A 19,571-nucleotide genomic window follows, 5' to 3' on the forward strand; every position below is an offset into this window, starting at 1 on the left:
CCGGTTTCGACGATGTACGTTGACGTGCTGTGTTGCGCTTGGAGGCAGATGTCGGTTTAGACTGAAAGTCCATGACCAGCGCGATCGGATTCGACCGAGACAAGTACATCCAGCTGCAGTCGCAGCACATCAACGCCCGTCGTGAAGAAATCGGGGGCAAGCTCTACCTGGAAATGGGTGGCAAGCTCTTCGACGACCACCATGCATCCCGCGTCCTGCCCGGCTTCACGCCTGATAACAAGATCGCGATGCTGGAGAACCTCAAGGATGAGCTCGAGATTCTCGTCTGTCTCAATGCTCGTGACCTGCAGCGCGGTAAGGTGCGCGCCGACCTGGGAATCACCTACGACGTGGACGTCCTGCGACTCATCGACGCCTTCCGCGATTCCGGGTTCCTCGTGGAAAACGTGGTGATGACCCACTTCGAGGAGTCCAACCACAAGGCCATCGAGTTCGCCGAGCGCCTGGAGAACCTGGGCCTAAAGGTCTCCCGCCACTTCATCATCGAGGGGTACCCCTCCAACGTGGACAAGATCGTCTCCGACGAGGGCTTCGGCCGTAACGAGCGCGCCATCACCTCGCGAGACCTCGTCGTAGTCACCGCGCCCGGCCCGGGATCCGGCAAGCTGGCCACCTGCCTGAGCCAGGTCTACCAGGACAACCAGGCGGGCGTCGAGGCTGGCTACGCCAAGTTTGAGACCTTCCCGATCTGGAACCTGCCGCTGGAGCACCCGGTCAACCTGGCCTACGAGGCCGCCACGGTGGACCTCAACGACGCGAACATCATCGACCACTTCCACCTGAGCGCGCACGGCGAGTCTGCCGTGAACTACAACCGCGACGTGGATGCATTCCCGCTGCTCAAGGCTCTGCTGAACCGCGCGACCGGCAAGGAGCCCTACCAGTCGCCGACGGATATGGGCGTGAACATGGCCGGTTACTGCATCACCGATGATAAGGTCTGCCGCGAGGCGAGCGTGCAGGAGATCATCCGCCGTTACTACAAGGCCCGCGTGGACGAGCGCAAGGCCGCCACCGACAGTGAGACTCTCTCGCAGCGCGCGGCCGTGGTCATGGCCAAGGCCGGATGCTCGATCGAGGACCGACGCGTGGTCGCCCCGGCGCTCGAGGTGGAAAACAACACCGACGGCCAGCCCGGCGCGGCTCTCGAGCTTCACGACGGCACCATCGTCACCGGCAAGACCTCGGAGCTGCTCGGCTGCTCGGCAGCCGTCTTGCTCAACGCGCTCAAGCACCTGGCGGGCATCGACCACGATGTGCACCTGCTGTCTCCGGAGTCGATCGAGCCGATCCAGACCCTCAAGACGCGCCACCTGGGCTCCCAGAACCCGCGCCTGCACACCGACGAGGTACTCATCGCGCTGTCGGTCTCGGCCTCGCACTCGCAGGATGCCCGCAACGCGTTGGCTCAGCTGAAGAACCTCAGCGGCTGCGATGCTCACACCACCACCATCCTGGGATCGGTGGACGAGGGCATCTTCCGCAACCTGGGCGTTCTGGTGACCTCCGAGCCCAAGTACTGGAAGAAGCGCCTGTACCAGCGCTAACTTTCGCTAGCCTGGGCGGGCATGGCACTCAATGCTCTTGCGTATAGCTCCGCCCAGATCCGCGCCGCCGAAGCGCCACTGCTCGCCGCTCAAACAGAGGCGGACGAGCTCATGCGCTCGGCGGCGTTGGGCATTTCTCTGGTAGCCCGCGACATGCTGCCGCATACCGGTTCGGTGCTGATCCTGGCCGGTCCCGGTGGAAATGGGGGAGACGGGTTGTACGCCGGGGCCGAACTGGCCCGCCAGGGTTATCGCGTGGACGCGCTGCTCTATGCCGACCGAGCCCAAGAGCGCGCGGTGGCTGCCTTCACGGATGCGGGTGGGCAGGTCGTCGACAAGCCAGCCAAGAACTACACCCTTATCATCGACGCCATCTTCGGCCTGGGTGGGCGCACGGACATTGAAGCACTCGATCTGCCCAGTGCTGCGGCCGTGCTCGCGGTCGATGTGCCTTCCGGGGTGGCCGCGGACACCGGCCGGGCGGGGGAGAACGCGCTGGTGGCGGATGTGACGGCAACGATTGGCGGCCTGCGCTATGCCCACGGACTGTATGCCGGGTGTGGTGATGTGGTGGTCATCGATGCCCACTCGGGTGGGCACAGTTTAAGTGCGCAATTGGCAGAAGACACTTCCGAACCCCGGGTGAGCATCGCGCACGCGCGGCGTCGCACGGAGTATTCCTTTGGTGATCATGCCTACGTAGTGGGGACTCAGCCCCCGCTGGTGAGCGAGCCCACACCGCAGGCAGATAAATACAGCGGGGGAGTGGTGGGCATCGCTGCGGGTTCCACGACCTATCCCGGCGCGGCCGTGCTGTGTGCCACGGGCGCTGTGCGCGCGACCTCCTCGATGGTGCGCTACGCCGGCCCGCAGGCCCGAGAGGTGGTCCGCGCACTACCAGAGGTGGTGGCTACCGAGTCCATCGATGCTGCGGGCAGAGTCCAGGCCTGGGTGTATGGGCCCGGGTCAGGAACGACCGAGCCCGCGGATCTGCGCGCGCTGCTGCGCACCGACCTTCCTGTTGTGATCGACGCGGACGGTTTGACCCTGCTGAGTGAGCACACGAGCCTGCGGGAGCTGGTGCGCTCGCGGAGGGCAGCGACGATCCTGACCCCGCACGCCGGGGAGTTCGCCCGCCTCGCCAGCGCATGCGGACTGCCGTCTGCGAAGGACAATCCACTGGACGCTGTGAGTCAGCTTGCCCGCGAGCTGGATTGCGCCGTGCTGCTCAAGGGCCGCGCTAGTGTGATCGCCACCCCGCGTAGCACGGTGGTGGTGGATGCGGGCTCGTCGTGGGCGGCTACGCCTGGCTCGGGGGATGTGCTTTCCGGGATTCTGGGTGCGTTCATCGCTCTGCGGGTGGCGCATGCAGAGCTTGCTAACGTCCCCGCTTCCTGGACGTACGACGCCATCCCCGAGAGCGTGTGCGTCCACGCGGTGGCGGCTTATCTTTCTGCCTGCACACCCTGGGGAGAGGCTCCCACCTCGGCCTCGCGCATAGCGGAGTCCGTGCCGGCGGCCATCGCCTATCTCTCCCGCCGCGACTAAGCCATACCCCCTGGGGGTATAGGATGGGGGCATGAACAGCAGCGAAATACCCGCCGATCTCTCTCGCGTCGAGCTGGGAGTCACCGGCATGACCTGCACGTCGTGCTCTTCGCGGGTGCAGCGAAAGCTAAACAAGCTCGACGGGGTAGAAGCCAGCGTCAATTTCGCCACCGAGACGGCCTCGATCGCTTACGACCCGACGCTCCTGGGAACGCAGGAGCTCATCGCCACCATTCGTGGCGCGGGTTATGACGCCGTGGATCTGCACCAATCCGCTCATGACACAGCCGACCCGCTGGAAGAGGCTCGCGCCGCGGAGGCAGAATCGCTGAAAACGCGTCTGCTTTTGTCGGCCGCGTTAACCGTTCCCATCGTGCTCATTAGCATGGTCCATCCCTGGCATTTTCCCGGCTGGCAGTGGGTCGTCCTGGTGCTCACGCTTCCGGTGTTTATTTACGGCGGCGACCCCTTCCACCGAGCAGCGCTGACCAACCTGCGCCATGGCTCCTTCACCATGGACACCTTGGTCAGCCTGGGTACCACCGTGAGCATGTTGTGGTCACTGTGGATCACTATCAGCGGAAACGTTCACCACGGTGTTTATTACGAATCCGCCGCGGTCGTGATCACCTTCCTTCTCCTCGGACGTTGGTGGGAAGCACGCGCCAAGGGTCGCTCCTCGGCCGCGCTGACGTCGCTCATGCACCTTGGCGCGAAGGAGGCCACGGTGCTCGTAAGCGGCGCGGAGCAAAAAGTTCCTACCTCCGAGCTCTCGGTTGGTGACCGGGTCATCGTGCGCCCAGGGGAAAAGGTCCCAGCTGATGGGGTGGTGCTCGAGGGCACCTCAGCCATCGACGCCTCGATGCTCACCGGGGAGTCCATCCCCGTGGAGGTGGATCCCGGCGCGCATGTCACCGGGGCGACGCTGAACGTTTCAGGTCGTTTGCTGGTACGCGTAACCCGGGTGGGGGAGGACTCCACCCTCGCTCACATCACCGCCCTGGTGACTGCCGCGCAGTCTCGCAAGGCGCCGATCCAGCGCGTGGCCGATCGGGTCTGCCAATACTTTGTGCCTGCCGTGCTGGTGATCGCCGCGCTCACCTTCCTGCTGCACTACACGCTCCTGGGCAACGGGGGAGAACTGGCCTTCACGGCCGCGGTGGCCGTACTGATCATTGCGTGCCCATGTGCCCTGGGCCTAGCCACCCCGATGGCGCTGGTAGTGGGCACGGGACGAGGCGCGCAGTTGGGCATTCTGATCAAGGGCCCTGAGGTGCTGGAGTCCTCCCGGGGAATCGACACGATCGTCCTGGACAAGACCGGCACTCTGACCACCGGCCAGATGCACGTCACCGACGTGACCACCCGCGATTTACCAAACACAACTCGGCGCGAACTCCTCGAGGCTGCCGCTGCGGTAGAGGGCTTCTCCGAGCACCCCATCGCCCGCGCCATCGCCCGCGACCTGGCCACAGATACCCCGCTTCCGCAGGTCACGGACTTCCAGTCCACTGCCGGGCGGGGAGTAGAGGCACACGTCGATAAGCATCGCGTTCGCCTGGCCCAAGCCCCTGCCGACCTCACCGAGCCCACGCTGGCGCAGGCCACCAGCACTGCTCTTTCCCGCGGGGCAACCCCCATCCTGTTGACATGGGACGACCAACCCGCGGCTGTGATCACCGTGGAGGACCAGGTCAAACCCTTGGCACCCACCGCAGTGGCACACCTGCGCCCGATGGGCCTGGAGCCCTGGTTGCTCACCGGTGACAACCCCAGTGCGGCAGCAGCGGTCGCACAGGCCGCAGGCATCGATCCCACGCACGTGCGTGCTCAGGTGCTGCCCGCCGACAAGGAGGCCCACGTTCGCGAGCTGCAGGCTCAAGGGCGCACCGTGGCCATGGTCGGCGATGGCATCAACGACGCCGCAGCGCTGGCCCGCGCGGATCTGGGCATGGCCATGGGCGCGGGCACGGATATTGCGATCGAGGCCTCGGACATCACTCTCATGTCCAGCGATCCCGCCGCGATCGTCGACGCCCTGCGCCTTTCGCGTCGCACCTTAAGCATCATCCGCGGCAACCTGTGGTGGGCCTTCGCCTACAACACAGCCCTCATCCCGGTCGCCGCGCTCGGGCTTCTCGACCCCATGCTCGCCGGCATCGCCATGGCCGGCTCTAGCGTCTTCGTCGTTGCCAACTCTCTGCGACTGCGCCGCTTTGCCCCCGAAGGAGAACTCCAATGACCCACCAGCACGGCTACATCCAGGACAAACAACGCTACCTCGCGCGCCTCAAGCGCATCCAGGGGCAGGTGGGTGGTCTGACCCGCATGATCGAGGAGGACCAGTACTGCATCGATGTGCTCACGCAGATCAGTGCGGTGAATTCAGCGCTGAAGAATGTGGGTTTATTGCTTCTCGACGATCACCTCCGCCACTGCGTCGCAGAAGCCGTCAAAAATTCCGACGAGGAAGCCGAGATCAAGTTCCAGGAAGTCTCCGAGGCCCTGGCGCGGTTTTCCCGGTAGCTAAACGTCACCCTCCCGGCCACACACCACCCCGTCTCGCACCACAAAGTCCCAGCTGATCCCGTTTTTGGTCAGCACCCGAGGCCGCAACTCATCCGGGAGCGCGAAGGACTTATCGGCATAACCCAGCAGGTATTCGTCGAAGGCGGGGAGGTGATACTCCTGCTCTAGTGCCTCCTTGAGCTCGCCGGCGGTGATGTCTTTTTGCCAGGCGGGCACGTACCAATCGTCGTCACGCTCTAACCCCGCCTGGTCCAGGGCCTGACGGCAATCGCGTTGGGTCTGCCCGCTCCACCACGCGAGGTCCTTAACCGAGACCGGGCCGTGGGAATGTGCGAAGCGGCGAGCCATCTCCACGAGGGGCTGCTCCGGCTCACGGTGGCTAACACCCAGGGTGTCTAGGTGAGCAAAGATTTCCGGTTCTACCTGGACGATGTCCCCCGCGCCCCCTAAAGCGCGCACCAGGTGAGGGCCTCGGCCCTGTGCGGTATCGATTCCGGCATCTTCCCACAACGCATAGATCTTCTTCCGCTCTAAGGGCTGGTCATAAAGAGCCGCGTGCAATGCTGCGCGGGCAGTATCCACGTGGGCCGGATCAATCCCCATGCGGGTTCGACGCAACGCGGCGGCGCGCTCAACCCGGGGGTGGCCCAAGCGCATGAGCCAGCGGGCGTCGTCGGCAGCGACTAAATGCAAGGTTCCGCGCTGCGGCCAACACCGCACCACGGCAGAGAAGTCCTCCTGGCCCCGCAGCTTGAGCGCGCGCTGCCCGGCGGCTGCGTTTTGCCCCTGAGTGCACAACATCCAGTGCACCGCATCGACCTGTAAGTCGGGCGCGGCGGCACTGGGGGAGAGGCGCTGGGCGATGAGCCGGCGGGCACGGAGTTCGGCAAGATCCATGCCCGCCCATCGTAGGGGCTTTAGGCAGAGACCAGGTGAGAGTCTGACTGGCGCACCACGCCGTCGGACACCTCGGCGACGGTGTCGAACTCGCTGAGCAGCGTGCGGTCGTGGGTGACCACGGCGCAGGCCACGTTCATCTCGGTGACCAACTCACGCAGCAGGGCGATGACCGCGCGGGACGAGGCACCGTCGAGGGCGGAGGTCGGCTCGTCGGCCAGCAGCAACTCGGGCGAGCCCATCAGTGCGCGGGCCACGCCCACGCGCTGGCGCTGACCACCGGAGAGCTGGGAGATTCGGCGATCACCCATGTTGCCCAGTCCCACGCGCTCCAGCAGCTCGTCGGCGCGCCCGGCGCGCTCGCGCAACTTCTTGCCACGCAGGCCACGGATGTGGTCGGTCATAAGCAGCTGATCGCGCACCTTCAAAGAGCTGATCAGGCCGGGGTTCTGGAAGATGATGCCGATGTGGTCACGACGAATGGCCGTGCGCTCCTTGTCGTCCTTGCCGTCGATGCGGTGGCCGGCGACGTCGACAAGCCCGGAGTTAGGAACCGTAAGGCCAGCGGAAACGGCGAGCAGCGTGGACTTGCCGGAGCCGGACTCGCCGACGATGGCGCCCATCTGGCCGGCCTGGACGGAGAACGAGGCGTTGTCGAGGGCGGTGACGGTGGAATCGCCATCGGGGTAGATAACGGTGGCGTCGGTAACTGTCAGAGACATGTGCTTGTTACTCCTTAATTACGCTGCGTTGAGCGCGGTCAGCGGGTTGATCTTGGTCACGCGACGGGTGGAGATCAGGGCACCGAGGATGCCCAGGACAAACACCCCGAGGGCGGGTAGAAGGACGGTGGAGGCGTCGAGCTGGAAGGGCACACCCTTCTGAGCCAGCAGGCCCAGGCCGGCGCCGATGAGGGCACCCAGGCCGGCACCGACGGCCAGGATGACAGCGGCCTGGCCCAGAGCATCCTTGAACAGGTAACTCGGGGAGGCGCCGAGTGCGCGCAGAACGGCCAGGTCACGAGTGCGCTGGATGGTCCAGACGGTGAGGAAGCTGATGGTTACCAGAGCGCTGATGGCATAGAGGAAGACCTGGATGAGGGAGAGCGAACCCTGCTCGGACTTGTAGGCGGGCAGTGCGTTGAAGGTTTCCTTGACCGTCATCGCGTCAGTTCCGTCCACGGTCTTGGTTGCCGGATTGCCGTCGATCATGACGGCGGTGCCCACCATGCCCGGCTCAACGTGGGCGATCTTGGTCCAGGAGTCAGTGGAGGTCCAAATGACGGGGGAGTGGGAGTAGTACTCGTCCGAGGTGGTCGCGGAGACCTTCAGCGGAACCCCACCCAGGGAAACCTCAGTGCCCGTTTCAACGGGCAGGGACTCGGAGGCGATAACTCCCGTCTCGGGGATTTTTTCCTCGCTGCCCGGGATGGTCGTGCCAGCCGGCAGGCTCAAAACGGCAACCGAGCTGGTGCCGTCCTCGGTAGTCATCGAGGTCTGGCTAGAGCCGAAGGGAACGGCGCTGTCCACTCCCTCGGTAGCAGCCCAGGCATCAACCTGCTCGGAGGTGACGCGCGAGGACGTAAAGGAGTGCTCCCCGTTGTCGTTAACGAGGGCGAAGTAATCCGGGTTCAGGGCCTCAAGCGCCGACGTGTTCTGCTTACCCAGGCCCCCGGTAAGTCCGGAGAGCATAACGACGAGCAGGGTAATCAAGCCGACGACGGCGGCGACGAGGCTGAAGCGGCCGCGGGCGAAGGTGATGTCACGTAGTGCTAAGAACATGGTTACTAGATTCCTCGGTTTCTGGGCTTCTCCCATCGCCTCAGCGGGTGAAACTGCGATCAACCGATCGGTTGACTGATGCTCGACCGCATAGTGATTAGGCTGGGCACACATGCGGAATACCACTGCCGGATTGCCCCGCCTCCTGCGCAGCATGCGTATCAGCGTGCACGTGCTCTTTGCCCTGCTCATCGTGGTGGGCATGAGCGTGTCCACGATCTCCGGGAGTCTGGGATGGGTGGCCTGCGTAGAAGCTGCGGTGCTCTCGGCGTGGTACTTGGTGGGCACGGTTCGCCACAACCGGAACACCGATATCTCCGGAGCCCTGCCGTGGGTGTGGTTGCTTGTGCTGCTGGGCTTGTGGGCGCATCTGATCATCCAGGCCGCCGAATTTGTCTGGCTGCTCTTTCCTCTGGTCTTTGTGATTATGCACGTAGCCCGCGGCTGGCGCGGGGCGCTGATTACCGGCTTCGCGTGGCTAGCCGCCGTGGTGTTGCCCGTGGTCAGCGGCCAGTGGCCCCTCGCCTTTGGCAGCACGTTCGGACCCGGAGTGGGCAGTGCTGCTGCGGTCGTGGGTTTCTTGTTTTATCAGGCGCTGCGTGACGACGCCGCTCACCAGCGGGCAGTGGCCGACAAGCTCAGAGAAACTCAGGCCACCCTGGCGGAAACAGAACGGCGCGCAGGTCGCCTGGCAGAGCGCGAGCACCTGGCCCGGGAGATCCACGACACCCTCGCTCAGGGTTTGAGCTCGATCGTGCTGCTGACCCGCGCAGCGGATAAGTCACTGGCTGCCGAGGACCTGGCCAAGGCGCGCAACCAGGTGGCTGCCATCGCCGATGCTGCCGGCGAGAACCTCGCCGAGGCACGTCGTTTCGTGGCCGGGTTGACCTCGCCGGCGCTGGTGGACTCTGTGCCTGACGCGCTGCGCGCGCTAGCTGATTCCCACAACAAGCGCCTCAAAGCACTAGGCAGCTCAACAGTTGTACAGCTGTACATATCTGGCGAGGAGAACCCTGCCCCCGACTCCGAAGCAGCCGGTGCCACCTTGCGTGTTGTCCAGGAGGCTACCGGGAATGCCTTGAAACACGCTAACCCCACCCAGGTGGTCATCTCCTACACCCTGTGGCCCGACGCCATCACTGTGGACATCGTCGACGACGGTCACGGGTTCGACCCCCAGGCCGTGGTGACCAAGCAGGACTCTGGGTACGGGCTCAATGGCCTACGTCGCCGCATTGACGAGCTGGGCGGTACCTTGAGCATTGAGTCCTCGCCCACCGGCACTGCCATTGCCGCCCGAATCCCCAAGGAGTCCTGATGATCTCTGTCATGCTGATCGATGACCACCCGGTTGTTCGCGCCGGCCTGCGCGCCATCCTGGATTCCTTCGAGGACATCACGGTGACCGCCGAGGGCTCCAGCGGGGCAGCAGTGGATGATCTGCCCGCGGACATCGATGTGGTGATCACCGACCTGCAGATGCCCGGGGTTGGCGGGGTAGAGGCAACCCGCCGTTTGGCTGCCGCCGGCGGACCGCCCGTGCTGGTGCTGACCACCTTTGATACCCAAGCCGATGTGGTCGCTGCCCTAGAGGCTGGTGCGCTGGGTTACCTGCTCAAGGATGCTCCGGAGGAGCAGCTTCACGACGCCGTGGTGGCCACCGCTCGCGGGCAACGCACGCTGGCACCAGGGGTGGCGGCAACGTTGGCCGAGCGATTGACCCGCCCCCGCGAGGCCCTGAGCGGCCGCGAGATCGAGATTCTGCAGGCTCTGGCCTCGGGCGCGTCGAACCGAGAATTGGCCAAGCAGCTCTTCATCTCCGAGGCCACCGTGAAGACCCACCTGATTCACGTGTATCAGAAGCTCGGAGTGGATAACCGCACGGCAGCTGTGTCGGAAGCCCGCCGGCGCAAGCTCATCTCAAGCTGAGGTACAGGGTTACTGGTCACAAACTGGCCACAGTTGTGTAAAGCCTGTTCCTTTCAACGCGCAGAGGTCTAGGCTGTATCTTTATGACCCGTCAACTTAGGCATTCACTGGGCGCGATCGCCCTCCTATTAGCAGCGTGCCTCGTCTTCACCACCGTGGGGATCGTGCCAGTTGCCGCGTTCATCGTCGCCCTGTTCACCCTCACTGGAGTAGGGGTGGTGCTCTGGATCAGAGACATCTACCTCAGCGAGCAAAGCGAGCGCGCTCACTTTGACCGGCTGCGCCACAAGCTCCCCTAGACCAGCTTTTGGTACAGGTGTCCAAACTTTTCTAACGCCCGGTCCATAAAACCGCGGGCCTCCTCCCGGGGCTCCACGGCCTCGCCGTGCGGGGCAGGGTGACGCTCGCCGTCCGGGTCTATTACGTCCAGCGCTATGAGCGCCGTGCCTCGCAGCGTCGCCCGCTTCATGTTGATGGGAACGATCGGGGTAGCTAGGGCGTCGGCAAGCGAGACGAGCCATGCCGGGTGGTCCGTGGTCACCCGGCCCGAAGCCACCACCCGGCGCGGGGTGGCCCCCGATCGCAGCAGCTCATCCCAGATCCGCCGATAGCTAAGGCTGAGCGCCTCGATCACGCTGCGCCATAGGTCAACGGGCTTGGTTGCCGCGGTGATGCCGGTGATCGCGGCCTGAGCGCTACTGGCCCAGCCCGTTGCCCGCTCACCGGAGAAGAACGGCAGGGAGCTCGGGGTGTTCTCGTTGGGCAGAGCGCGCAGCTGTTCTTCGAGTTCAGCGGCCTCCACCGGGGCAATGGTGTTTTCGAGCCAGGTGATGGCACGCCCGACGTCGTTAAGCGCGCCCCCTAGAATCCACTGCCGAGCCGAGAGCCGGTAGCACCACAGGCCCGCGGGGATGGTCTCCGGGCAGCGCGGCAGGATCACGCGCATGGCGCCAGAGGTCGCAGCGGCCACCGCGACGGTGTGAGCGTCTGTGGCTCCGGGCCCCACGTTTGAGGACCAACCATCCGGGATGGCCGGGAACCAGGGGATGCCCGCGAGGTCGGCAACAGCCTCGGTGGGGTAGAGGGGTTGGTCAGGTTCAACGATGGGCGCGATCACATCAGCGCTGGTGCCCGTCTCCCGAAGAATCTCGTGGTCCAACTCGCCGGTGCGCGCATCGATGATCCCCGCCCATGCAGCGGAGGACGTAGCTAGGCCCTCGAGCCCGGCGAGTTGCTGGTACACGTACTCGCCGACCGTGAACACCCGGTGCGCCTTGCCCATGATGTCCGGGTGCTGCTCGTTGAGCCAGGCCAGCCGGGCCGGGTGGTAAGAGGTGTGCAGGCGCACGCCGGTGCGGGACTGGTAGGCCTGCTCGTCGATGCGGGCGCGCAGACGCTCAACGTGCTTGGCTGAGCGTGAGTCGGCGTAGGTCATCAACGGAGTCAGCGGACGGTAGCCCTCATCCACCACCACCAGCGAGGACGCGAAGGAATCCATGGCCACCGCGGCAATCTCCAGGCTCTTGTCCTGGGCAAACTCCGCGATCTTCTCTATGACCTCGCGACATTCCCGCACCACCTGATCAGCATCCATCGTGGATGCACCATGCTCGTCGGTGGTGAACTCGTGGGCAATGCGCTGCTTCGATCCCTTGATGGGGCGACCGCAGGCGGAGTACAACCCGCCGCGCGAGGCCGTCGACCCCACGTCCACACCCAGGACGAATGGTGCGCGTGCCTCGTCGAGGGGGACGGACAGCGTCGGAATCTTCGGGGAAGCAGGCATGTGTAAGGCACCTTGGCAAGTTGGTCGTACTTTTAGGGGCAGTGTAGCGCGAGCGCTTCGCCCCCGGCGCGACTACCCATCCAGCGCGATGAGCCCCACTTCCAGCAGAGCGAGTACTCCGATGGCCACCGACATCGCCGCCACGCTCAACACCTTGGGCTCCACGACTTCCTGGTCCAGTCCGCGCGCGGTGGACACGTAGCGACGCCGCTGCCCTAGAACGATTGCGCTTGAGGTCACTGCGATGAGCACGACGAGTAGCCAGATCACCCCAGGGTATTCGCGTGCAAAACGCACATACGTCAGCGACAACACAAGCAGCGCGAGCAGCGTGCGCGTCCAGCTCAGCGCAGTGCGCTCGGGCTGCAGACCGGGATCTCCGTGAGTCACCGCAGAATCCCCATCAGCACCACCACCGCACCAATTCCGCATGCCACCACCAGCACCGGCACGATGCCCGGAACCGGTAGTGGCCGGCCATCGCGCATGGCCCGCTCGACGCGCACCCAGCGCACCGCGGCACCCAGGGAGATGAGTGCTGCCACGACGGCGATCGCGATGGCTCCGAGCTTCTGGGTGTGGGCGCTTAACGACGGTATGTCGACAGCCTCTAGCGCCACCGCCCCAGCAAGAAACGCCAGGGCAGTGCGTATCCAGGCCAGGAAGGTGCGTTCGTTTGCGAGTGTGAATCGCGGGTCTGGCTCTTCACCCTGTGGGAAAACGGTGCGCTGAAGACGAGAACGATCGTGCGCCATGACCCACACTCTATACAGTGGACACTATGTCTACTCTCTTGCTGGATAGCACTCTCGAACTGGTAAACACCCGCGAAGAGTTCGCCGGTGAAGGGGACTGCCTGGTAGAGGTGTCCCATTCCTCCCTGAACTTCAAAGACGCGAAGGTCATGCGTGGCGACAAAGACGTTGTGCGCACCCGGCCATTGGTGCCGGGTATCGACGTGGTGGGGACCCACGAGGGCCAGCTGGTCACCATTAATGGTCATGGCCTCGGCGAGTTCCGCCACGGCGGATACACCGAGCAGGTTCGCGTGAATGCCGATCAGATTATTCCCGTTCCTGAGCGCTTCAGCGCCCAGCAGGCCGCAGCGATCGGAACTGCCGGTTACACCGCGGCCTTGTCGGTGGTGGAGATCGCCGAGCACTACGCGGACCCAGCTTCTGCCGGTCCCGTGCTGGTCACGGGAGCAACTGGGGGAGTGGGCTCGGTGGCTACCCACCTGCTTTCGCAGCTTGGTTTCGAGGTCCACGCACTGACCGGTCGTGCCGCGGAGCACGGGGAGTGGCTGCGTGGCTTGGGCGCAGCCGAGATCGTGGACCGGGCCGAATTCGCGGAGGCCGGCAAGCCCCTGGCCAAGGGCACCTACGCCGCAGTACTCGACGCGGTGGGATCGACTGTGTTGGCCAACGCTTTGGCCCGCGTGCGTTATGGCGGAATCGCCACTGCCTGCGGGTTGGCTGGTGGGGCTGATCTGCCCGCCACCGTATTGCCCTTCATCCTGCGCGGTGTGCGCTTGGTTGGCATCGACTCGGTGCAGGCTCCGCGCGAGCAACGCTTGAAGGCGTGGTCGCTGCTGAGCGACACCATCGACCTGCAGGTCCTCGACGGACTCACCGAGGTCGTTCCGCTTGCTCAGGCCCCAAAGGTGGGCGCTGAGTTGCTGGCGGGCCAGCGCCGCGGGCGCACCGTCATCGACGTGCGCGCTTAGGCGATCTGCCTGGTGGTTACTTGACCACCAGGTTGACCATGCGGCCCGGAACGTAGATCTTCTTCACCACGTTCTTGCCCTCGATAAGGGAGGCCACCTTCGCATCAGCCAGGGCCGCCTCCAGCACAGCATCCTGCTCGGCCTCGGCGGGCACCATGATGCGGGCCTTGACCTTGCCATTGATCTGGACTGGCAGCTCGACCTCGTCGTCGACCAGGTAGGACTCGTCGAACTCTGGGAAATCCACGAAGGTGATGGTGCCTTCGTGGCCCAGGCGCGACCACAGCTCCTCACCCAGGTGCGGTGCGAGCGGGGCCACCATGATCACCAGTGGTTCCACGGCAGCGCGCGGGGTGGCGGAATCCGCGAAGGTCTTGGTCAGGTAGTTGACGTACTCGATGAGCTTGGCCACCACGGTGTTCAGGCGCAGCTCTGCGTAGTCCTCGCGCACGCCCGCGATGGTGCGGTGCAGCTGCTTGAGAGTGTCGTCGTCCCGCGCCGCATCACTGAGGTTGACCTCGCCGGTGGATTCATCGACGGCAAGGCGCCACAGGCGCTGCAGGAAGCGGTGGGATCCCACCACGTCCTTGGTAGCCCAGGGGCGCGAGGTGTCCAGCGGCCCCATGGCCATCTCGTAGACGCGCAGGGTGTCGGCACCGAACTCGGCAACCACATCATCGGGAGCGACGGCGTTCTTGAGCGACTTGCCCATCTTGCCGTACTCCTGGTTGACCTTTTCACCCTGGTAGAAGAACTCACCGTCGATCTCCTCCACGTCCTCGGCCGGCACGTACATGCCGCGGGCATCGGTGTAGGCGTAGGCCTGGATGTAACCCTGGTTGTACAGGCGTCGGTACGGCTCGGACGAGGTCACATGGCCCAGGTCGAAGAGCACCTTGTGCCAGAAACGCGCGTAGAGCAGGTGCAGCACAGCGTGCTCCACACCGCCGACGTAGAGGTCCACGCCGCCGCAGTCGTTCTCGTCGCGCGGGCCAGTCCAGTAGGCCTCATTCTCCAGATCGACGAACTTCTCGTCGTTGGTCGGGTCGACGTAACGCAGTTGGTACCAGGAAGAGCCGGCCCACTGGGGCATGACATTCGCGTCTCGACGGTACTTCTTCAGCCCATCGCCCAGATCGAGCTCGACGTTGATCCACTCGCTGACCTTGGCCAGCGGCGGCTGGGGCTCGGAGTCGGCATCATCCGGATCGAAAGAGACAGGCTTGTAGTCGTCGACCTCCGGAAGCTGCACCGGCAGCATGTCTTCGGGCAGGGCGTGGGCGTGGCCGTCCTCGTCGTACACGATGGGGAAGGGCTCACCCCAGTAGCGCTGGCGGGCGAACAGCCAGTCGCGCAGCTTGTACTGAATCTTCTCGGCGCCGTTGCCGCTGGACTGCAACCACGCGATCATGGCGTCGATGGCCTCTTGCTTGCCCATGCCGTTGAGGTCCACGTCCTCGCTGGCGGAGTTAATGTGCGGGGCGTCGCCGGTAAAGGCTTCCTCGCTCACATCTCCGTCGAGCACCGGGGTGATGGTGATGCCGAAGGCCTGGGCGAACTCGTAGTCGCGCTCGTCGTGGGCAGGAACGGCCATGACCGCACCCGTGCCGTAGCCGGCCAGGACGTAGTCGGCCGCGAAGACCGGGACCTGGTCTCCGTTGACCGGGTTGGTGGCGTACGCACCCAGGAACACACCAGTCTTGTCCTTGTTCTCCTGGCGCTCCACATCGCTCTTGGCGGCGATGTCGCGGCGGTACTGAGCCAGGGCCTCCGTGGGGGAGGCGGAGCCGTAGGTCCAGCGCTGGTCGACCTCAGAGTCGTAGGGCTGGTCGGAGACTAGGGCATCGGCCAGCTCGGATTCAGGAGCAACAGCCATGAAGGTTGCGCCAAACAGCGTGTCGGCGCGAGTGGTAAACACTGTCACGTCCACGTCGGTAGCCTTGAACACCACCTCAGCACCGCGGGATCGCCCGATCCAGTTGCGCTGCATGGTCTTGACCTTGTCGGGCCATTCCAGGTTGTCCAAGTCGTCGTTAAGCCGGTCGGCGTATGCCGTAATCCGCATCATCCATTGCGAGAGCTTCTTGCGGAACACCGGGAAGTTGCCGCGCTCGGAACGTCCGTCCGCGGTGACCTCCTCGTTGGCCAGGACGGTTCCCAGGCCGGGGCACCAATTGACCATGGAGTTGGACAGGTAGACCAGGCGGAACTCGTCAATCGCGGCAGCCTGCTCAGCGGTGCTGAGGGAGGAGTAGTCCTTGCCGTCCTTGGTCGTGCGGGCTCCGGACTCTAGCTCGGAGATGAGCTCGGAGATCGGGCGGGCGCGCTGCTGATCCTCGTCGAACCAGGAGTTGTAGATCTGCAGGAAGATCCACTGCGTCCACCGGTAGAAGTCCTCGTCGGTGGTGGCAAAGGACCGGCGCTCGTCATGGCCCAGCCCGAGCGAGGAGAGCTGGTGGCGCATGTTGTCGATGTTCTTCATCGTGGTCGTGCGCGGGTGGGTGCCAGTTTGGATGGCGAACTGTTCTGCCGGCAGACCAAACGCGTCGTAACCCATGGTGTGCAGAACGTTCTTGCCCAGCATGCGGTTGTAGCGGGCGTACACGTCCGTAGCGATGTAGCTGAGCGGGTGACCCACGTGCAGTCCCACGCCAGAGGGGTAGGGGAACATGTCCTGCACAAAGAGCTTGTCCTTGGGCAGGGGAGCGTCCGTGGCTAAGTCCCCCACCGGGTTGGGGGTGTGGAACGTGCCGTGCTCGCGCCAGTAGCCATTCCACTTGCCCTCGATCTCGCGGGCTAGATCTGCGTTATAGCGATGGGTCGTGTTCTCGCTCGGATTCGTCATAAGGCCATAGTCTAGTTTGTCCTAGCCACGCGTGGCCCACGGTATCCACAGGTAGCGCGCGAAGCTCGTCGAAAAGCCTTGGAGTGTGAAAAACCTCCCGCGACCGTCACCCGATCGCAGGAGGTTTCACGTGAAACATTGCCGCCTAGACGGTGGTCGCGCGCGAGCTCCCACCCTTAGCCTCCGCAGCATCCGCAGGCGCTTGCGCGCCTTCGTCCTTGCCGGAGAACTTATCCACTAGCAGGGCAATCGCGCCGTCACCCGCCACGTTCGCAGCGGTGCCGAAGGAGTCGATCGCGATGTACGCGGCGATCATCAGCGCCACCATGCCCTCGTCGAAACCAAGCATGCTTTGCAGCAGAGCAGCAGCAGCCATGATTGCTCCACCCGGCACACCCGGGGCGGCAATCATGGTGATGCCCAGCATGAGGATGAACCCGATCGCCAGCCCCAGCGATACATTAAGGCCGCTCATGTACACGATGGCGAACGCGAAGAGGATGATCTTGATCATCGAACCGGAAAGGTGGATCGTCGCACACAACGGAACCGTGAACCCGGCGACGTTCTCGCGCACACCGTTGTTGATGGTCGCCCGCATGCTGATGGGGATGGTGGCGGCAGAAGAGGAGGTTCCCAGCGCGGTGAAGTAGGCCGGCAGCATGTTCTTCAACGCCACGAAGGGGTTGCGACCCACGATCGCACCCGTAATCACGTATTGGATCACCAGGTACAGGAGTGTCAATACGACAGCGAGAACCAGGACCTTGCCAAAGCTCAGCATGGTGGTTTTGAGGTTGCCGTTCATTCCCAGGTCGAGGAACATGCCAAAGATAAACAGCGGCAAGAGGGGAACGATGAGCTTCTCGATCACCTTCATGATCACACCCTCCAGCTCCCGGGCAGCCTCATACAGCACATCCGACTTCACCGCGGTCATGGCCACACCCAGCGTAAACGCCAGCAACAGGGCAGAAATGATCTCAAACGGCGGGGTCATTTCGACCTCAAAGTACGGTGTCAACGCTCCGGCCGAGACGTCTTCTACCTGCTCCACGGTATTGGTCGAGCCGAGCAGGGTGGGGTAGAGGCCACGCGCTGTGGCGTAGGCAATCGCGCCAGCCACGATGGTGGAACCATAAGAGAGTGCGGTGGTCATGCCCAGCCACTTGCCGGCTCCGCGCCCCAGCCCGGCGATGGCCGGGGTAATAAGGGCGAAGATCAGCACAGGGACAAAGAAGCTGAGGAAATTCCCGAACAGCCCATTAAAAGTGGCAAACACTCGGGCCAACGGCTCCGGGAAGATGAAACTGCACACCACGCCCAAGATGATCGCCAGGATCACCCGTGCCAGCAGCGAGCTCAAAATCTTCTTAGCGGCCATAGGCAGCACTCTTTTCTCAGTGGGCGACAAATTCTTGCAGATCAATATATCTGCCGTGCTACCTACTGAGATAAAAACGCCGAAGGCCCCAGCACCGTATTTGGTGTGAGGCCTGCGGGAGGAAAGCCAGCGCCTAAGGCGCGTTCGCTCTAGCTCGCCTTAGCTCTCTGACTCCGCTTCTCGACGCCGCTTTGCAGCCAGAATGAGCAGCCCACCGACAGTCATCGCCAGCAGCGAGCCGCCAACGATCACCATCAGATCGTCCACACCGGTGTTTGCCAGCGCGCCGCCCGGCTTAGAGCCCGGCTGCTGACCAGTCGACTTCGGAGAACTCGGCGCCGGCGTCGTCACCGACTGACCCTGACCATTACCCGGTGCAGAGTTACCAGCACCATTGCCCGGAGCCTGGCTGTTACCCAGAGCCTGGTTAGCACCAGGTGCCTGGGAAGGCTGGCCAGTGGTCTGGCCTCCCTGGTTGCCAGCGTCGTTGCCACCAGGCTGCGCCCCGTTGTTAGTACCCGGGGTGGAGGCACCGTTGTTCGAGCCAGCGTTGTTGTTAGTGCTGGAGCCAGCGTTCGGATTCTCCGAGGAACCCTGGGAACCCAGGATCGCTCCCAAGCCCAGACCGCCCAGCAGAGCACCGATCAGACCAGCGCCATTGGAGCTGCCAGCGTTGTGACCCGTGTTGGAAGTGTCGCCAACCGTGATCGTGAATTTCTCGGTCGAGACTGGCTTACCGTCAACAGTTGCCGTGAGCGTGACCGGGTAGGAGCCCGGTACCAGCGGGGTACCAGAGATAGCTCCCGTGACCGGATCGAAGTTCACACCAGCCGGCAGGCCGGTAACGCGAATTTCAGCCTTGGGGTCACTCGTGGTGACCGTTATCGGCGTGATCGATTCACCCTCATCCACCGTCACATCACCGATTGGCGTAATAGTCGCGGTGGTGCCGTCCCCGTTATCAGTGACAGTGACATCAACGGTGTCGACAGCCTGACCGTCCTTGTCCTTGACCGTCACCTTGATAACGTCACCAGGCTTAGCATCCGGGTCTACCTGGACGCTAATGGCTCCGTCTTCGCCGAGCGTTGCCGCACCCGGACCAGACACATCGACGGACTCACCACCAGCCAGAGCGCCAGCGATGATCGGAACAGCAATCACTCCACCAATTGCAGCGGTTGCGACGTCGCCCCAGTTCAGGCCCGTTCCAGAGTTCGTCTTTTCGACGTTGATCTCAATCGTGTCGATCACATCACCGTTCTTGTCCTTAACCGTCACCTTAATGACGTCGCCCGGTTTGGCATCCGCACCCGGCGTCACCGTAATCGTGCCATCCGGAGCAACGGTGGCAGTGCCCGGACCAGATACATCCAACACTGGGGTGCCGTTTACGGCGCCACTCACCACCGGGATGTCGACCTTGCTACCTGGCCGGACCGTAGCGGACGTTGCCCAGTTGGCATCAGTTACCGGAGTACTCGGTTTGGAACCTGCATCCTTCGGATCCGTACCAGCAACCGCCTCCTCAGCATCCTTGACGCCATCGTTGTCATCATCAGCATCGACAACATCCGG

At 63.9% G+C, this 19,571-nt stretch carries 17 protein-coding genes; 8 read left to right on the forward strand and 9 right to left on the reverse strand.

Features of this window, described 5'->3' with window-relative positions; all coding sequences use genetic code 11:
• The first annotated feature begins 71 nt into the window (after positions 1–71).
• From FHE74_RS09710 to FHE74_RS09725, 4 genes are read left to right on the forward strand one after another with little or no spacing between them, the layout of a single operon-like run.
• Positions 72–1,568: a DUF1846 domain-containing protein gene (locus FHE74_RS09710; protein WP_139466320.1), complete on the forward strand. Its 1,497-nt coding sequence runs from the start codon at positions 72–74 to the stop codon at positions 1,566–1,568.
• A 21-nt stretch (positions 1,569–1,589) separates the two neighbouring features.
• Positions 1,590–3,116, forward strand: a complete 1,527-nt coding sequence (locus FHE74_RS09715) for a bifunctional ADP-dependent NAD(P)H-hydrate dehydratase/NAD(P)H-hydrate epimerase (protein ID WP_139466321.1) — start codon at positions 1,590–1,592, stop codon at positions 3,114–3,116.
• A 31-nt stretch (positions 3,117–3,147) separates the two neighbouring features.
• Positions 3,148–5,358 carry a heavy metal translocating P-type ATPase gene (locus FHE74_RS09720; RefSeq protein ID WP_139466322.1) on the forward strand — a complete coding sequence of 737 codons (2,211 nt, stop codon included), beginning with the start codon at positions 3,148–3,150 and terminating at the stop codon, positions 5,356–5,358.
• A complete protein-coding gene (locus tag FHE74_RS09725; RefSeq protein WP_139466323.1) occupies positions 5,355–5,642 on the forward strand; it encodes a metal-sensitive transcriptional regulator in 288 nt (95 codons plus the stop codon). Before FHE74_RS09720 ends, FHE74_RS09725 begins: the two co-directional genes overlap by 4 nt.
• Here the strand turns inward: FHE74_RS09725 and FHE74_RS09730 are convergent, their stop codons facing one another.
• From FHE74_RS09730 to FHE74_RS09740, 3 genes are read right to left on the reverse strand one after another with little or no spacing between them, the layout of a single operon-like run.
• Complete coding sequence (locus FHE74_RS09730; RefSeq protein WP_139466324.1) at positions 5,643–6,542, reverse strand: DNA glycosylase AlkZ-like family protein; 900 nt, start codon at positions 6,540–6,542, stop codon at positions 5,643–5,645.
• 20 nt (positions 6,543–6,562) lie between these two features.
• Positions 6,563–7,264, reverse strand: coding sequence for an ABC transporter ATP-binding protein (locus FHE74_RS09735; RefSeq protein WP_139466325.1), 702 nt, complete (start codon positions 7,262–7,264; stop codon positions 6,563–6,565).
• A gap of 18 nt (positions 7,265–7,282) precedes the next feature.
• Positions 7,283–8,323, reverse strand: coding sequence for an ABC transporter permease (locus FHE74_RS09740; protein WP_139466326.1), 1,041 nt, complete (start codon positions 8,321–8,323; stop codon positions 7,283–7,285).
• 112 nt (positions 8,324–8,435) lie between these two features.
• Between FHE74_RS09740 and FHE74_RS09745 the strand changes: the two genes are divergently transcribed.
• The 3 genes from FHE74_RS09745 to FHE74_RS09755 all read left to right on the forward strand — a co-directional run bounded on the left by FHE74_RS09745 (position 8,436) and on the right by FHE74_RS09755 (position 10,551).
• A complete protein-coding gene (locus FHE74_RS09745; protein WP_139466327.1) occupies positions 8,436–9,641 on the forward strand; it encodes a sensor histidine kinase in 1,206 nt (401 codons plus the stop codon).
• The gene (locus tag FHE74_RS09750; protein WP_139466328.1) at positions 9,641–10,252 is read left to right on the forward strand and encodes a response regulator; all 612 of its coding nucleotides are present in this window, start codon (positions 9,641–9,643) and stop codon (positions 10,250–10,252) included. Before FHE74_RS09745 ends, FHE74_RS09750 begins: the two co-directional genes overlap by 1 nt.
• An 83-nt stretch (positions 10,253–10,335) precedes the next feature.
• Positions 10,336–10,551, forward strand: a complete 216-nt coding sequence (locus tag FHE74_RS09755; RefSeq protein WP_139466329.1) for a hypothetical protein — start codon at positions 10,336–10,338, stop codon at positions 10,549–10,551.
• Here the strand turns inward: FHE74_RS09755 and FHE74_RS09760 are convergent.
• The 3 genes from FHE74_RS09760 to FHE74_RS09770 all read right to left on the reverse strand — a co-directional run bounded on the left by FHE74_RS09760 (position 10,548) and on the right by FHE74_RS09770 (position 12,793).
• Positions 10,548–12,038, reverse strand: a complete 1,491-nt coding sequence (locus FHE74_RS09760) for a gluconokinase (protein ID WP_139466330.1) — start codon at positions 12,036–12,038, stop codon at positions 10,548–10,550. The genes FHE74_RS09755 and FHE74_RS09760 overlap by 4 nt on opposite strands.
• A 72-nt stretch (positions 12,039–12,110) precedes the next feature.
• Positions 12,111–12,428, reverse strand: coding sequence for a DUF202 domain-containing protein (locus tag FHE74_RS09765; protein ID WP_180339741.1), 318 nt, complete (start codon positions 12,426–12,428; stop codon positions 12,111–12,113).
• Positions 12,425–12,793: a YidH family protein gene (locus FHE74_RS09770; RefSeq protein ID WP_139466332.1), complete on the reverse strand. Its 369-nt coding sequence runs from the start codon at positions 12,791–12,793 to the stop codon at positions 12,425–12,427. Before FHE74_RS09770 ends, FHE74_RS09765 begins: the two co-directional genes overlap by 4 nt.
• Before the next feature lie 26 nt (positions 12,794–12,819).
• Between FHE74_RS09770 and FHE74_RS09775 the strand changes: the two genes are divergently transcribed.
• The gene (locus FHE74_RS09775; RefSeq protein WP_139466333.1) at positions 12,820–13,764 is read left to right on the forward strand and encodes an acrylyl-CoA reductase family protein; all 945 of its coding nucleotides are present in this window, start codon (positions 12,820–12,822) and stop codon (positions 13,762–13,764) included.
• A 16-nt stretch (positions 13,765–13,780) separates the two neighbouring features.
• On the opposite strand, the gene leuS is transcribed toward FHE74_RS09775, so the two are convergent.
• The 3 genes from leuS to FHE74_RS09790 all read right to left on the reverse strand — a co-directional run.
• Complete coding sequence (gene leuS / locus FHE74_RS09780) at positions 13,781–16,609, reverse strand: leucine--tRNA ligase (protein ID WP_139466334.1); 2,829 nt, start codon at positions 16,607–16,609, stop codon at positions 13,781–13,783.
• Positions 16,610–16,754: 145 nt separating this feature from the next.
• Positions 16,755–17,993, reverse strand: a complete 1,239-nt coding sequence (locus FHE74_RS09785) for a dicarboxylate/amino acid:cation symporter (RefSeq protein ID WP_139466335.1) — start codon at positions 17,991–17,993, stop codon at positions 16,755–16,757.
• A gap of 159 nt (positions 17,994–18,152) precedes the next feature.
• On the reverse strand, positions 18,153–19,571 hold a 1,419-nt coding region (locus FHE74_RS09790; RefSeq protein ID WP_180339742.1), incomplete at its 5' end, for an Ig domain-containing protein.

It is taken from the genome of Corynebacterium tapiri, assembly GCF_006334925.1.
GTDB classification, from domain to species: domain Bacteria; phylum Actinomycetota; class Actinomycetes; order Mycobacteriales; family Mycobacteriaceae; genus Corynebacterium; species Corynebacterium tapiri.

Bases quoted from the DNA above. Each gene is read 5' to 3' on its own strand.
- FHE74_RS09710 (WP_139466320.1), top strand. From the start codon at position 72: ATGACCAGCGCGATCGGATTCGACCGAGACAAGTACATCCAGCTGCAG.
- FHE74_RS09715 (WP_139466321.1), top strand. From the start codon at position 1,590: ATGGCACTCAATGCTCTTGCGTATAGCTCCGCCCAGATCCGCGCCGCC.
- FHE74_RS09720 (WP_139466322.1), top strand. From the start codon at position 3,148: ATGAACAGCAGCGAAATACCCGCCGATCTCTCTCGCGTCGAGCTGGGA.
- FHE74_RS09725 (WP_139466323.1), top strand. From the start codon at position 5,355: ATGACCCACCAGCACGGCTACATCCAGGACAAACAACGCTACCTCGCG.
- FHE74_RS09730 (WP_139466324.1), bottom strand. From the start codon at position 6,542: ATGGATCTTGCCGAACTCCGTGCCCGCCGGCTCATCGCCCAGCGCCTC.
- FHE74_RS09735 (WP_139466325.1), bottom strand. From the start codon at position 7,264: ATGTCTCTGACAGTTACCGACGCCACCGTTATCTACCCCGATGGCGAT.
- FHE74_RS09740 (WP_139466326.1), bottom strand. From the start codon at position 8,323: ATGTTCTTAGCACTACGTGACATCACCTTCGCCCGCGGCCGCTTCAGC.
- FHE74_RS09745 (WP_139466327.1), top strand. From the start codon at position 8,436: ATGCGGAATACCACTGCCGGATTGCCCCGCCTCCTGCGCAGCATGCGT.
- FHE74_RS09750 (WP_139466328.1), top strand. From the start codon at position 9,641: ATGATCTCTGTCATGCTGATCGATGACCACCCGGTTGTTCGCGCCGGC.
- FHE74_RS09755 (WP_139466329.1), top strand. From the start codon at position 10,336: ATGACCCGTCAACTTAGGCATTCACTGGGCGCGATCGCCCTCCTATTA.
- FHE74_RS09760 (WP_139466330.1), bottom strand. From the start codon at position 12,038: ATGCCTGCTTCCCCGAAGATTCCGACGCTGTCCGTCCCCCTCGACGAG.
- FHE74_RS09770 (WP_139466332.1), bottom strand. From the start codon at position 12,793: ATGGCGCACGATCGTTCTCGTCTTCAGCGCACCGTTTTCCCACAGGGT.
- FHE74_RS09775 (WP_139466333.1), top strand. From the start codon at position 12,820: ATGTCTACTCTCTTGCTGGATAGCACTCTCGAACTGGTAAACACCCGC.
- leuS (WP_139466334.1), bottom strand. From the start codon at position 16,609: ATGACGAATCCGAGCGAGAACACGACCCATCGCTATAACGCAGATCTA.
- FHE74_RS09785 (WP_139466335.1), bottom strand. From the start codon at position 17,993: ATGGCCGCTAAGAAGATTTTGAGCTCGCTGCTGGCACGGGTGATCCTG.